Source organism: Streptomyces sp. NPDC025651 (assembly GCF_055558735.1).
Map to the genome: position 1 here is coordinate 12739 of NZ_JBVHLZ010000002.1, position 13389 is coordinate 26127.

Genomic DNA, 13389 nt, shown 5'->3' on the forward strand with positions numbered 1-13389 from the left:
ACTGTGACACTTCGCAATGGCCCTGTCAGTCGCTGAGGCATGGCAGGCCGACGACTCCTTCTCGCACTCTCATCCCGATCAGAACCCACACGCTCATCCGAACCCACACGCTCATCCCGATCCGAACAGGAACAGGTGGTACCGGACAGTTGGACAGATTCACGGCTGTGGAGCGCGCCGTTCGCCACGCCGCGCCGCACGCTCTCCTCGAAGCGGTTCAGGACGCACTCGCCGTCCACTACACGGCCCGCTCCGTCGACCTGCTCATGGCCGACTACGCGACGACCATACTCCAACCGGTCGACGCGCTTCCGCACACCGCGCACCCCGTGCCGGTCCACACCAGCGCTCCGGGACGCGCCTTCGCGCGCCAGGAACCGCACGTCGAGACCGACGGCCACGAGGGGGTCAGCACCGTCCATCTCCCGGTCAGCGTGCGCGGCGACCGCATCGGCATCCTGACCGTGCGCCTCCCCTCCCCCGCCTGCGACGCCGCCACCGTGCGCGAACTGACCGACGTGGCGGAGGTGCTCGGCCGCGAGATCGTCGTGGCCGAGCGCGACACCGACCTCTACCTCCAGGCCCGGCGGGCCGACCGGCTCACCCTCGCCGCCGAGATGCAGTGGCAGCTGTTGCCCGGACGCTCCTGCTCCCGCCCGGAGTACGACATCGGGGCGCAGCTGGAGCCCGCCTACGCCATCTACGGCGACAACTTCGACTGGTCGGCCTCCGCCGACCATCTGACCCTCACCGTCACCAACGGCATGGGAGAGGGCATCGAGGCCGCCCTGCTCACCAATCTCGCCGTCAACGCCCTGCGCAACGCGCGCCGCGCCGGACTGTCGCTCGTCGATCAGGCGTGCCTCGCCGACCAGGCCGTCTACGGCCACCACCAGGGCGAGGTCCATCTCTCCACGCTGCTCCTGCGCTTCGAACTCGCCACGGGGGACGCGGAGGTCATCGACGCGGGCTCACCGAAGATGTGGCGCCTTCGCGACGGCAGGGCCGAGCCCGTCGAGCTGGACGCGCAGCTTCCGCTCGGCATGTCGGAGGACACGCCCTACACCGCGGAGCACTTCCACGTCCGGCCCGGGGACCGGCTCCTGTTCGTCAGCGACGGCGTCTACGACGTGGCGTCCCCCACGGGCGAGCGCTACAGCGAGCGCGCGCTCACGCGGGCGATGGCCGGCACCCGGCTGCTGCCGCCCTCGCAGGTGCCGCGCGCGGTGCTGCAGGAACTGTCCGGGTACCGCGGCCCGATCGACGCGGACGACGACGCCATGATCGTGTGTCTCGACTGGCGGGGGCGCCCCTGAGGGCTGCCATGCCCGCGGGTCAGCCCGCGGGGGTGAGCATGCCCGCGCGCAGACGCTTGAGCGTGCGGGCCAGCAGCCGCGAGACGTGCATCTGCGAGACGCCCAGGCGCTCGCCGATCTGCGCCTGCGTCAGCTCGTCGACGAAACGGAGGTGGAGTATCTGCCGGTCGCGCTCGCCGAGTTCGGCGAGCAGCGGCGCCAGGGCGTGGAAGTCCTCCACGAGTTCCAGGGCGGGGTCCTCCTCGCCGATGAACTCCGCGAGGGCCGCCTCCCCCTCCTCGGGGTCGCCGTGGACGGGGGCGTCCAGGGAGGTGGAGCTGTAGCCGTTGGCGGCGACCTGGGCCTCGACGACCTCTTCCTCGGTCAGGTTCATCAGGGCGGCCAGCTCCGCGACCCGCGGGGCACGGCCGAGCCTGGTGGCGAGCTCCTCCTTGGCCTTGGCCAGCTCCACCCTGGCCTCCTGGAGGCGCCGCGGCACGTGGACGGCCCAGGAGGTGTCGCGGAAGAAGCGCTTGATCTCCCCGACGATGTAGGGCACCGCGAACGTGGCGAACTGGGTGTCCCTGGACAGTTCGAAACGGTCGATGGCCTTGATCAGACCGATCATGCCGACCTGGACGATGTCCTCCATCTCGTCGGCGCGGTGCCGGAAGCGCCCGGCCGCGTAGCGGACCAGGGACATGTTCATCTCGATCAGGGTGTTGCGCGCGAGCTGGTGCTCGGCCGTGCCTTCTTCCAGGGCGGCGAGCCGACTGAAGAACAGCTTCGACATGTCCCTCGCGTCCTGCGGTGCCATGGCCTGTGGGGCGGTGATCTCCGGAAGCTGCTCGGTCCCGGTCCTGACCTGTGTTCCCGTCGCCATCGTCACGTCGCCCTCCATCGTCGGCCGGCTCTGCATGTCCTCTTGTCCTCGTAACGCCGGTGAACCACGCGTACCCCGTGGTGATCACTTCATGTCGCCCGATCCCAGGGGGCATTGAACCCGCCAATTCGGGGCAAGAGATCCACTCGTACGGCCAACACCTGATAAGGCCACCGCGATGAAGGAGGAGGCTGATGCGGACGCAGCACATACCGCTGGAGACCTCACCGCTGGAGACGGCCACCTTCGCCAAGAGGCCCGAATCCGTCACCGACGCACGGGATCTCACCCGTGAATTCGTCGCCGGACTCACCCCGGCCGTCGGCGCCCAGGCCGCCGCGACCATCGAACTCGTCGTCTCCGAGCTCATCACCAACGTCGTGCGGCACGCGCGCGGAGCCCTGTGCTCCCTGCACCTGCAGGCGCAGCACGACGCCATCACGATCTCCGTCTCGGACGCGGATCCACGACCACCGCGGGAGCGCGCTCCCGACCTGGAGGGCGGCACGGGCGGGTTCGGCTGGCCCATGGTCCAGCAGCTGGCCAGGGCCGTGAGCGTCACGCGGTACGCGACCAGCAAGACCATCCGGGCCGAGCTGGCGAGGTAGCCCCGCCGCCGGGCCGCACCGGCCCGGCGCCTGTACGGACGCCACGGGTTCACGGTGGGGTCCGAGACCGGGTGGGGTCCGAGACCGGTGGAGCCCGAGACCGGTGGAGCCCGAGAACCGGTCACCGTCTTCATGGTGCGGGCGCCGGTACCCGCCTGACCTGCGGCCGTTTCCGGCCGCCGGGTAGCCTCCCGATCATGTTCATTCTCGAATTGACCTACACCGCGCCGGTCTCCGCCGTCGACGAGCACCTCGAAGCCCATGTCGCCTGGCTCGACGAGCAGTACGGGGCCGGGGTCTTCATCGCGTCCGGACGCAAGAACCCGCGCGACGGCGGCGTGATCATCGCCGTCGCGGACGACCGCGCCCGGATCGAGGAGATCACCGCGGCGGACCCGTTCACGATCGCCGGGGTGTGCGCGTACCGCATCACCGAGTTCTACGCGACGAAGACGGCCCCGGAGCTCGCCCCGTACCGCGAGCAGCTGCCCGCCTGAGGACAGCCGCTCCGCCGCCCGCGGACGCTATCCGCGCTCCAGGCGGGCGATCCGCCCCTTCTCCCCGGAGGCCCAGCAGCTCCGGTCGGCGGCGCAGTCCACGGTGTCGTACGAGCCCGTGTCGACCGTGCGCCAGGTCCGCCCGCCGTCCCGCGTGAGGTCCGTGCCCGTCGGGCCGACCGCGAGCGCCGTGGTGCGGCTGTACGGGAACCAGGCCACGCCCGACCGGTAGGCGGGCGGCGGCCGGCCCGCCGGGTCCCAGGTGCGGCCGCCGTCACGGGTGACCGCCCCGGCCTTCGGCGACGCCTGGCCCGCGCGGTAGTCGCCGCCGACCGCGATGCCGTGCGTACGGTCGCGGAAGGCGAGCCCGAAGACGCCGCGGGCAGGGTCGCCCGCGGGGATCGGCGCGTCGGTGGCCGTCCAGGTCAGGCCCCGGTCCGCGGAGTGCAGGACACGCGCGCGTGCCGCCCCGCCGGTGGCCAGCCACACGTCGCGCGGCCCCGAGCTCACCAGGCACTGGCCGCTCGCCGCGAAGGCGGACTCGCCCTCCTGCGCGGCGGGCATGCCGGCGTTCGGCAGGACCTTCCAGGAGCGGCCGCCGTCGGCGGTGGACAGGATGCGGTACCTGCCGTCGACCGGGTCGCTCATCGCCAGGCCGTGGCGCCGGTCGAAGAAGGTCATGCAGTCGTAGAACGCCTTGGCGTCGGTGTTGCGGAAGGACTCCGTCCAGGTGGCGCCGCCGTCCTCGGTGCGCAGCACCCGCGAGGCCTCGCCGTCGCCGATGGCGAGCACCACCGCGCGGCGGCCGTCGAAGGCCTCCACGTCCCGGAGTTCGAGATCGGACGCGCCCGGCGGGGAGACATCGCGCCAGGTCTTGCCGCCGTCGGAGGTACGCAGCACGGTTCCGCCGGAACCGGCCGCCCAGGCCGTGCGGTGGCTCACCGCGGCGAGTCCCCGGAAGCGGGCCTCCGTGCCCGTGTCCTTGAGCTGCCAGCGCGGACCCCCGTCCGGGGTGCCTCCCGACCCGTCCGCCAGAGCGGTTCCCTGCGCCGCGAGAACGGTCCCGGCGAGCGCCGCCCCGCACAGTCCGGCCAGTACCGTGCGCCTCATCGACTTCGACTTCCCCATGCCCCTCATGGCGGGCGAAGCTAGCCGACCCGCCGGGCCTCGTCCAGATGGCCAGAAGGCGTCCCCCCTGAGGCAGGCCCCGGGAACCGCGGGGGCCTCCACGGTGTCGCGGTGACAGAGGTCACTCGGTCTCACCCGCTCTCCGTGTGCACGGATCTCGTCATTCCGTCGTCTAGTCAGGTGCCGACCCCAGTCGTCCAGCAGTCAGTGAGGGAGCAGGCGTTGTCCACCGTCATCGAGCAAGCCGTAGAGGCCCGCCTCGTCGCCGCCGCGCCGCGGATGCCGACCATTCCCGCGACGCTCCACTACGACCGGCGGGATCCCTTCGCCGTCCGCATGAGCTTCCCCGCGCCCGCGACCCTGGAGGGCATCGAGGTGTACTGGACCTTCGCCCGCGAGCTGCTCACGCACGGCGTCGAGCGCGCGGTGGGCGACGGCGACGTACGCGTGCGGCCGTACGGTTTCGACCGCACCGTCCTGGAGTTCCACGCGCCCGAGGGGACCGCGATCGTCCACATCCGGACCGGGGACCTGCGCCGCTTCCTGCACCGCACGACGACGCTGGTGCCGGTCGGCCAGGAGTACCGCCACGTCGACCTGGACGAGGACCTGGCCGAGCTGATGCGGGACGCGTGCTGAGACTCCGGGACTCCTGCTGAGACGGCGGGACACCAGACGGCTGGACACTGCTGAGACAGGGCTCCTCCCTCGCCCTGCCGCGCGCCTGTCCCCCGCTGCCCCGCCCTGCCCCGCCTTCGCCCCGCCCCCTTGCCTCCTCGCCCCGCCCGCCCTGTCAGCCCCCTCCGCTGCCGGACCGCGCCATCTCCGCCGACGCGACCGCCGAGGCCAGTGCCTTGCGGAGGTTGCGCATCAGCGCCCGCAGCTCCGGCGAGGCACCCGCGCCGCGGTCGGTCAGCTCGGCGAGCCGGTCCTTGTACTGCCTGCGGTCCTTGCCGGTGACGACGGGGCTCAGCTTGCCGGTGGCCGCACACACGACGAGCGCCGCGTCACGCTCGTCGACCTCCTCGACCGGCTGCGGGCCGCGCAGCACGGCGAGCGCCTCCGCGTGCAGCGCCTCGGCGTACCCCGTGCGCTCCAGTTCCCAGCTGCGGTGGGGAAAGAGCCCCAGGACCCGCCTGCGCTCCTCCCGGAGATAGCCGTGGGCGGCCAGCTGGTCCCGCACCGCTTTCAGGGTGGAGCCCGAGCGGTGGGTCATCCAGCCGTACCACTTGCGCGGCCGTGACTGCTCGATGAGTTCGACGAGGGCGTCGAGCGCCGTGTCCCCGGTGCGCGCGCCGACGACCGGGGTGACGATCCCGTCCGACTCGACGAGCAGACCGCGCTGGGCGAGTTCGGCGAGGGCACCGGCCCGGACCGCGAGATGCAGGTCGGGACCGCCGGTGAACCTGCCCTTGTCCGGGTGCCATGCCAGGAGAAAGAGCTTCGCGGGCAGGGACAGTGTTCCGAAGTGCACGGCGCCTCCTCTTCCGGGCCTGTGCTGCCGGGGTCGTTCGATAAAACGTTGACACACGCCGGGGACCTTCCTACGGTGTACAACGGTTCTGTTGCCGTCGATAGGAGAAGGACGTTGCTCGTCTGAGGTCATGAGACACCGCGTCACGCAGCCTTCGCTGCCGTGTACGTCGCGTGTGACCTCGGCACATGAGCCGTCCCGTCCCCCGGCACAGGCCTTTTCCCTTTTCTGGGCCTCACCCCCGCCGCGGTGTCTCGAACGCGTTGCCCCCGACCACGCTTCACACCACGCAACCGCGAGGCCTGTATGTCTACTTTCCCCACCTCCATCACCTGTACGTCGCTCTCCTTCGCCTGGGCCGACGGCACCGACGTCCTCGACGGTCTGCAGATGGCCTTCGGACCCGGCAAGACCGGGCTCATCGGCGTCAACGGCTCGGGGAAGTCAACCCTGTTGAAGCTGATCGCCGGTGAACTCACGCCGGCCGAAGGCACCGTCAAGGTCACCGGCGAGGTCGGCTACCTGCCGCAGAACGTCACCCTCGACACCGGTCTGCGCGTCGACGACGTCCTCGGGATCGCCGCCACGCGCGCCGCCCTGCACGCCATCGAGGCGGGCGACGCGCGCGAGGAGCACTTCACCGCGGTCGGCGACGACTGGGACGTCGAGGAGCGGGCGCGCGCCACCCTCGACCAGCTCGGGCTCGGCCACATCGGCCTCGACCGCACCACGGGCGAGGTGTCGGGCGGCGAGTCGGTGCTGCTGCGCCTGGCCGCGCTGCTCCTTCGCCGTCCCGACGTCCTGCTGCTCGACGAGCCGACCAACAACCTCGACCTGTACGCCCGCCGGCGCCTGTACGAGGCCGTCGAGGCGTGGTCCGGGGTCCTGGTCGTGGTCAGCCACGACCGTGAACTCCTGGACCTGGTCGACCAGATCGCCGAGCTGCGCGAGGGTGAGGTCCGCTGGTACGGCGGCAACTTCAGCGCGTACGAGGAGATCCTCGCCACCGAGCAGGAGGCGGCGGAGCGCATGGTGCGCGTCGCCGAGTCCGACCTGCGCAAGCAGAAGCGCGACCTGGCCGACGCCCAGGTCAAGTTGGCCCGTCGCAAGCGCTACGGCCAGAAGATCCAGGACAGCGGAAGTCTGCCGAAGATCCTCGCGGGCGCGCGCAAGCGGGCCGCGCAGGAGTCGGCGGGCAAGCACCGCATCATGCACCAGGAGAAGCTGGCCGAGGCCAAGGAGCGCCTGGACGACGCCGTGGAGGCGGTCAGGGACGACGACGAGATCCGCGTCGACCTGCCGCACACCCTGGTGCACCCCGGGCGCACGGTGCTCACCCTCAGCGGCCTCGAACTGTGCTACGGGGCCCGGGTGAAGGGCGAGTTCGAGTTGCGCGGCCCCGAGCGGATCGCGCTGATCGGGCGCAACGGCGCGGGCAAGACCACGCTCTTGCGCACCGTCGCCGGCGAGCTGGAACCGGTCGCGGGCGAGGCACGGACGCACGTCCCGACGCGCTTCCTGCCGCAGCGGCTCGACGTGCTCGACGACGAGCTGACCGTCGCCGAGAACGTGGCGGCCTACGCTCCCGAGGCCACCAGGAACCGGATCAGGGCACGCCTGGCCCGCTTCCTGTTCAAGGGGGCCAGGGCCGACCAGAAGGCCGGGACCCTGTCGGGCGGCGAGCGGTTCCGCGCGGCGCTCGCGGCGCTGCTCCTCGCGGAGCCGGCGCCGCAGCTGCTCATGCTGGACGAGCCGACCAACAACCTCGACATGGCGAGCGTGAAGCAGCTCTCGACGGCCCTGGAGTCGTACGAGGGGGCGCTGATCGTGGCCAGTCACGACCTGCCGTTCCTGGAGTCCATCGGCATCACGCGATGGCTGCTCCTGGACGGGGAGATGCAGGAGATCACCCAGGAAAAGAAGACAGAGGCTGTCGGGTATTCCCACTAGCTTCGCGTGTATGCACCACGACACGCACGCCTTCATCACCATCGCCGGAGCCCGCGAGAACAACCTCAAGGAAGTGGACCTGCGCATCCCGAAGGGCCGTCTCACGGTCTTCACCGGGGTGTCCGGGTCCGGCAAGTCGTCGGTCGTCTTCGACACGATCGCGGTCGAGTCGCAGCGCCAGCTGAACGAGACGTTCACGTGGTTCGTCCGCAACCGGCTGCCGAAGTACGAGCGGCCGCACGCGGACGCCATCGAGGACCTCGCCCCCGCGATCGTCGTCGACCAGAAGCCGATCGGCGGCCACTCCCGCTCCACCGTGGGCACGATGACGGACATCTACTCCGTGATCAGGGTGCTGTTCTCGCGGCACGGGACGCCGAGCGCGGGCCCGGCGACGGCGTACTCGTTCAACGACCCGTCGGGCATGTGCCCCGAGTGCGACGGCCTCGGGCGCACCGTGCGGCCCGACTACGACCGCATCATCGACCCCGCCAAGTCCCTGGCGGACGGCGCGATCCTCTTTCCGCCGTTCGCCGTGGGGACCTGGCAGGGCCAGACGTACACCAACACCACCGACCTGGACACGCACAAGCCGGTGGGTGAATTCACGGCCGCCGAGCGGGAGTTCCTGCTGCGCGGCGGCCGTGACAGCAAGAAGGTCAACGTCGACAACACCGGCGGCGTCCGGGACATCGACTACGAAGGCCTCGCCGACCGCTTCGAGCGGCTCTACCTCAACCGCGACCTGTCGGCGCTCTCCCAGAAGACCCGCGACCTGGTGCAGGGCTTCCTGGACGAGGGCTCCTGCCCGTCCTGTCACGGGGCCCGACTCAACCCGGCGGCGCTCGCCACCCGCATCAACGGCCTGGGCATCGCCGACTGCACCCGGATGGAAGTCACCGACCTCATCAGGGAGTTGGAACGCGTCGACGGCGCGGTGGCGGGTCCCATCGCGCGCGCCGCCGTGACGGCCCTGGAGCGGATCGAGGCGATCGGCCTCGGCTATCTGAGCCTGGACCGCGAGACGTCCACGCTCTCCGGCGGCGAGGGGCAGCGCCTGAAGATGGTGCGCCACCTCGGCTCCAGCCTCACCGGCATGACGTACATCTTCGACGAGCCGAGCGTCGGACTGCACCCGCGCGACGTGGGCCGCCTGAACGATCTCCTCCTGCGGCTGCGCGACAAGGGCAACACCGTTCTGGTCGTCGAGCACGACCCGGACGTGATCGCGGTCGCCGACCACGTCGTCGACATGGGCCCCGCGGCCGGCACGGACGGCGGCCTGGTCGTCTTCGAGGGCACGCCGCAGGAGCTGCGGCGTGCGGACACCCTCACCGGCCGCCATCTGCGCCGCGCCACGGGCATCAAGGAGCACCCGCGCGAGCCGGTCGGCGGGCGCTGGGTCAAGGGCGCCGATCTGCACAACCTCAAGAACGTGAGCGTACGGGTGCCGACCGGGGTGCTCACCGCGGTCACGGGTGTCGCGGGCTCCGGCAAGAGCACGCTGGTGTCGAAGGCGTTCACCGAGGCGCACCCGGACGCCGTGGTCGTCGACCAGTCGTCCATCGGCATCTCGGGCCGCTCCACCCCGGCGACGTACCTCGGGATCATGGACACGGTGCGCAAGCTGTTCGCGCGGGAGACGGGCGCGAAGGCAAGTCTGTTCAGCTTCAACTCGCACGGCGCGTGCGAGAGTTGCCAGGGCCGTGGGATCATCTACAGCGACCTCGCGTTCATGGACCCGGTGACCACGACGTGCGAGGCGTGCGAGGGGCGCCGCTTCAAGGAGGAGGTGCTGCGGCTCACGGTCGACGGCAACTCCGTGGTGGACGTACTGGAGATGACGGCCGATCAGGCCCTGGAGTTCTTCGGGCGATTCGACGACACCTCCATCCGGCGCCGGCTGCAGGCGCTGCGGGACGTGGGGCTGACCTACCTCACGCTCGGGCAGCCGCTCAGCACCCTCTCCGGAGGCGAGCGCCAACGCATCAAACTGGCCACGCAGTTGCACCGCACCGGCACGACGTACGTCCTGGACGAGCCGACCACCGGACTGCACATGGCGGACGTCGACGGGCTGCTCGCGATGCTCGACCGGCTCGTCGACGCGGGGAACACGGTGCTCGTCGTCGAGCACAACCTCGACGTCGTCAAGCACGCGGACTGGGTGATCGACCTCGGCCCCGACGGCGGCAAGCACGGCGGGCGGATCGTGTTCGAGGGGACGCCCGCGCAACTCGTCGAGGCGCAGGGGTCGTTCACGGCGGAGCATCTGCGAGGCGCTCTGGGCGGGGAGCGGTCGCGGGCCGCATGATGTGCGGCACGCCCCGCCCGGCTCGGGCGGCGGCGCCCCGCCCGCGTGAGGAGAGCCGACCGTGCCCAGCAAGAAGGCCCTGATCCGCCGCCCGAGCCCGCGTGTCGCCGAGGGCCTGGTCACCCACCTGGAACGCACACCGGTCGACGTGGGACTGGCGGTGCGGCAGTGGGAGACGTACGTCGGGGTGCTCGGCGCGCACGGCTGGGAGACCTTCGAGGTGGCGCCCGCGGACGACTGCCCGGACTCGGTGTTCGTGGAGGACGCGGTGGTCGTCTTCCGCAACGTCGCGCTGATCGCCCGGCCGGGCGCGGCGTCCCGGCGGGGCGAGACGCCCGGCGTCGAGGAGGCCGTCGTCCACCTCGGCTGCTCGGTCAACCGGGTGCGCGAACCCGGCACGCTCGACGGGGGCGACGTGCTCAAGGTCGGCGACACGATCTACGTGGGACGCGGCGGCAGGACCAACGCCGAGGGAGTGCGGCAGCTGCGGGCCGCCTTCGAGCCCCTGGGGGCGCGGGTCGTCACCGTACCCATGGCCAAGGTCCTGCATCTGAAGTCCGCGGTGACGGCGCTGCCCGACGGCACGGTCATCGGGTACGAGCCGCTGGTCGACAGCCCTTCGCTCTTCCCCCGCTTCCTCCCCGTACCCGAGGAGGCCGGTGCGCACGTGGTGCTGCTCGGCGGCGCGAAGCTGCTGATCGCCGCGAGCGCGCCGAAGAGCGCGGAGCTCTTCGGCGATCTCGGATTCGAACCGGTTCCGGTGGACATCGGCGAGTTCGAGAAGCTCGAAGGGTGTGTGACGTGCCTCTCAGTCCGACTCCGGGGACTGTACGCCTGACCAGCGACGAGGCCTTGGCCGCCCGGGAAAGGGGTACCCCCCGGATTTCCGGCCTCTTTACGGAGGGCTTAACCTACGGCAACGTAACCTACGACACCGTAGGTAGGTGGTGCACCGCTCGCACCGCCGGTACGCACCTCTGTTGCCCTCTGCCCCGTCCCCCTCTGGAGCCCTCGTGACGATCACCTCTCCCCACCTCGGCAGCACGGACAGCTGGACCGACGCCCGGCTGCTCTACGCGCTGGAGGAAGTGGTCGAGCGTGAGCTGAACCGCCACCTCAAGGTCGCCAAGGACTGGATGCCGCACGAGTACGTGCCGTTCTCCGACGCCCGCAACTTCCCCGGCCAGTTCGAGGACGGCGAGGCCTGGGAGAAGGGCCAGTCGCCGGTCACCGACATCGGGCGCATCGCCCTGGTCGTCAACCTCCTGACCGAGGACAACCTCCCGAGCTACCACCACGAGATCGCCAGCCTCTTCGGCCGCGACGGCGCCTGGGGCACCTGGGTGCACCGCTGGACGGCGGAGGAGGGGCGGCACGGCATCGTGATGCGCGACTACCTCCTCGCCTCGCGGGCCGTCGACCCGGACGAGCTGGAGCGGTTCCGGATGGCGCACATGAGCGAGGGCTTCGAGTCGGACAACCGCCACTCGATGCTGCACTCGGTCGCGTACGTCGCCTTCCAGGAGCTCGCGACCCGCATCTCGCACCGCAACACCGGCCATCAGTCGGGCGACCCGGTCTGCGACCGCATGCTGGCGCGCATCGCGACCGACGAGAACCTCCACATGGTCTTCTACCGCAACCTCCTCAAGGCCGCCTTCGAGCTCGCCCCCGACCTGACGATGCAGTCCGTGCGGGACGTGGTCGTCAACTTCCGCATGCCGGGGCACGGCATGCCGGGCTTCGAGCGGGCCGCCGCGCAGATGGCCATCGGCGAGGTCTACAACCTGCGGATCCACCACGACGACGTGCTGCAGCCCGTGCTGCGCTTCCTGAAGGTCATGGAGATCGACGGGCTCGGCCCCGAGGGTCAGAAGGCCCAGGAGGAGCTCGGCTTCTTCATGGGCGGGCTCGACTCGGAGGCGTCGAAGTTCGACGAGAGGCTGGCGGCGCGCAAGGCCCGGATGGCGGCGCGGCGCGGCTGATCCGCGCCGCTCCCGACGGAGCCGTTTGCCCAAGGGTGCGGCGGGCGCCGCCCGCGATGTGGCCCCTGGATCGTGGCCAGGGTCGCATGCCTGTGTCGCATCGGTTTTCCCGGGCGGCACCCCCCGCCTCAGTGGCCTCAGTGGCCTCAGTGAGTGAAGACGGTGCTGGCCAGGGCCACGTGGACGGCGGTGCCGCCGAGGATGCTCAACAGCGCGTTGCGGCGCCAGAGATGGAGGCCGACGGTGACGGCGAGGGCCGTCACCGGGGCCAGGGCGGACGCCCCCGCGAAGGGGAGGTCGCGCAGGCAGTAGATGACGAGGATCACCATGACCCCGGCGGGCATGCGGGCGGCGAGGTACTGGACGGTGCCGCTCTCGCGCAGCGGGGCGAGGGCGGCGAAGGGCAGGGCGCGCAGGGCCCAGGTGACGGCGGCGGTGACGAGGACCGCGGCTATGGCGTATCCCGCGTCATGCATGGCTCGGCGTCCTCCGGGTGGCCAGGTGGCGGGCCAGGAGCCCGAGGGTGAACAGGGCGAAGGCGGCCAGGAGCAGCTCGCCGGGAAAGACCAGCCGGGCGAACAGGGCGCTGAGCAGGGCGAGTACGGGTGTGGGCAGATCACCGCGCAGGTCCCGCACGGCGTCGACGGCGAGCACCGTGAACAGGGCGGTCAGCGCGAAGTCCAGGCCCGTGACGCTCTCCGGGATGAGCGAGCCGAGCAGCGCACCCGCGATCGAGCCGACCACCCAGTAGAGATGCAGGAGGAGCTGCAGTCCGAGGATGCGCCGCCCCGGCCAGGAGCGGGCCTGCTCCCCCGAGGTCAGGGCGAACGCCTCGTCGCTGAGCGCGAAGGTGCCGTACGCCTTGCCGACCCGCCCTTCGACGCGGTGCAGCGGATAGGACAGCGCGTAGAACACATGCCGGACGTTCACCATGAAGGCGGTCGCGGCGATCGAGGCCAGCGGGGCGACTGCGGCGACCATGCCGATCAGCAGGAATTCGAACGAGCCCGCATAGACGAGCGCGGCGGACAAACCGGCCCACCACCAGTCGAGCCCGGACTGGGTGACCAGGGCCCCGAAGGCGAGACCGAGCGGCAGGAACGCGAGCCCCACGGAGGCGGTGTCGCCGAGCGCGGTCCGCACTCCTGACAGGGAACGTGCAGGTGGGACGGGGGTGGACACAGGGGGATCGCCGACAACGGGTGGTGCTGTACGCATGCCGACATTTTATGAAGATCCACGCCTAATTTGATTG

The 13389-nt window shown here is 70.9% G+C and carries 13 protein-coding genes; 8 read left to right on the forward strand and 5 right to left on the reverse strand.

Annotated elements, in window-relative coordinates:
* Window positions 1–149 precede the first annotated feature (149 nt).
* Window positions 150–1316, forward strand: coding sequence for a PP2C family protein-serine/threonine phosphatase (locus tag ACZ4D5_RS08075; RefSeq protein WP_467771521.1), 1167 nt, complete (start codon window positions 150–152; stop codon window positions 1314–1316).
* A gap of 19 nt (window positions 1317–1335) precedes the next feature.
* On the opposite strand, the gene ACZ4D5_RS08080 is transcribed toward ACZ4D5_RS08075, so the two are convergent.
* Complete coding sequence (locus tag ACZ4D5_RS08080) at window positions 1336–2196, reverse strand: RNA polymerase sigma factor SigF (protein ID WP_467772243.1); 861 nt, start codon at window positions 2194–2196, stop codon at window positions 1336–1338.
* 176 nt (window positions 2197–2372) lie between these two features.
* Here ACZ4D5_RS08080 and ACZ4D5_RS08085 point away from each other — a divergent pair, with 176 nt between their 5' ends.
* Complete coding sequence (locus ACZ4D5_RS08085; protein ID WP_467771522.1) at window positions 2373–2786, forward strand: ATP-binding protein; 414 nt, start codon at window positions 2373–2375, stop codon at window positions 2784–2786.
* A gap of 197 nt (window positions 2787–2983) precedes the next feature.
* The gene (locus ACZ4D5_RS08090) at window positions 2984–3283 is read left to right on the forward strand and encodes a YciI family protein (protein WP_467771523.1); all 300 of its coding nucleotides are present in this window, start codon (window positions 2984–2986) and stop codon (window positions 3281–3283) included.
* 27 nt (window positions 3284–3310) lie between these two features.
* Here ACZ4D5_RS08090 and ACZ4D5_RS08095 read toward each other — a convergent pair whose 3' ends face one another.
* Complete coding sequence (locus ACZ4D5_RS08095; protein ID WP_467771524.1) at window positions 3311–4393, reverse strand: WD40/YVTN/BNR-like repeat-containing protein; 1083 nt, start codon at window positions 4391–4393, stop codon at window positions 3311–3313.
* 240 nt (window positions 4394–4633) lie between these two features.
* Here ACZ4D5_RS08095 and ssgD point away from each other — a divergent pair, with 240 nt between their 5' ends.
* Entirely contained in the window at window positions 4634–5050 is a 417-nt protein-coding gene (ssgD, locus tag ACZ4D5_RS08100; RefSeq protein ID WP_467771525.1) for a spore wall synthesis regulator SsgD, read from the forward strand.
* Window positions 5051–5204: 154 nt separating this feature from the next.
* Here the strand turns inward: ssgD and ACZ4D5_RS08105 are convergent, their stop codons facing one another.
* A complete protein-coding gene (locus ACZ4D5_RS08105; protein ID WP_467771526.1) occupies window positions 5205–5885 on the reverse strand; it encodes a GOLPH3/VPS74 family protein in 681 nt (226 codons plus the stop codon).
* A 306-nt stretch (window positions 5886–6191) separates the two neighbouring features.
* On the opposite strand from ACZ4D5_RS08105, the gene ACZ4D5_RS08110 reads away from it, so the two are divergent.
* The 4 genes from ACZ4D5_RS08110 to ACZ4D5_RS08125 all read left to right on the forward strand — a co-directional run bounded on the left by ACZ4D5_RS08110 (window position 6192) and on the right by ACZ4D5_RS08125 (window position 12134).
* Window positions 6192–7835 carry an ABC-F family ATP-binding cassette domain-containing protein gene (locus tag ACZ4D5_RS08110; protein WP_467771527.1) on the forward strand — a complete coding sequence of 548 codons (1644 nt, stop codon included), beginning with the start codon at window positions 6192–6194 and terminating at the stop codon, window positions 7833–7835.
* 10 nt (window positions 7836–7845) lie between these two features.
* A complete protein-coding gene (locus ACZ4D5_RS08115; RefSeq protein WP_467771528.1) occupies window positions 7846–10149 on the forward strand; it encodes an ATP-binding cassette domain-containing protein in 2304 nt (767 codons plus the stop codon).
* Between the two features lie 61 nt (window positions 10150–10210).
* A complete protein-coding gene (gene ddaH / locus ACZ4D5_RS08120; protein ID WP_467771529.1) occupies window positions 10211–10987 on the forward strand; it encodes a dimethylargininase in 777 nt (258 codons plus the stop codon).
* Between the two features lie 175 nt (window positions 10988–11162).
* Window positions 11163–12134 carry an acyl-ACP desaturase gene (locus ACZ4D5_RS08125; RefSeq protein WP_467771530.1) on the forward strand — a complete coding sequence of 324 codons (972 nt, stop codon included), beginning with the start codon at window positions 11163–11165 and terminating at the stop codon, window positions 12132–12134.
* 146 nt (window positions 12135–12280) lie between these two features.
* On the opposite strand, the gene ACZ4D5_RS08130 is transcribed toward ACZ4D5_RS08125, so the two are convergent.
* Window positions 12281–12610: a branched-chain amino acid transporter permease gene (locus ACZ4D5_RS08130; protein WP_467771531.1), complete on the reverse strand. Its 330-nt coding sequence runs from the start codon at window positions 12608–12610 to the stop codon at window positions 12281–12283.
* Entirely contained in the window at window positions 12603–13247 is a 645-nt protein-coding gene (locus ACZ4D5_RS08135) for an AzlC family ABC transporter permease (protein WP_467772244.1), read from the reverse strand. The genes ACZ4D5_RS08130 and ACZ4D5_RS08135 overlap by 8 nt, the downstream gene beginning before the upstream one ends.
* Window positions 13248–13389 lie beyond the last annotated feature (142 nt).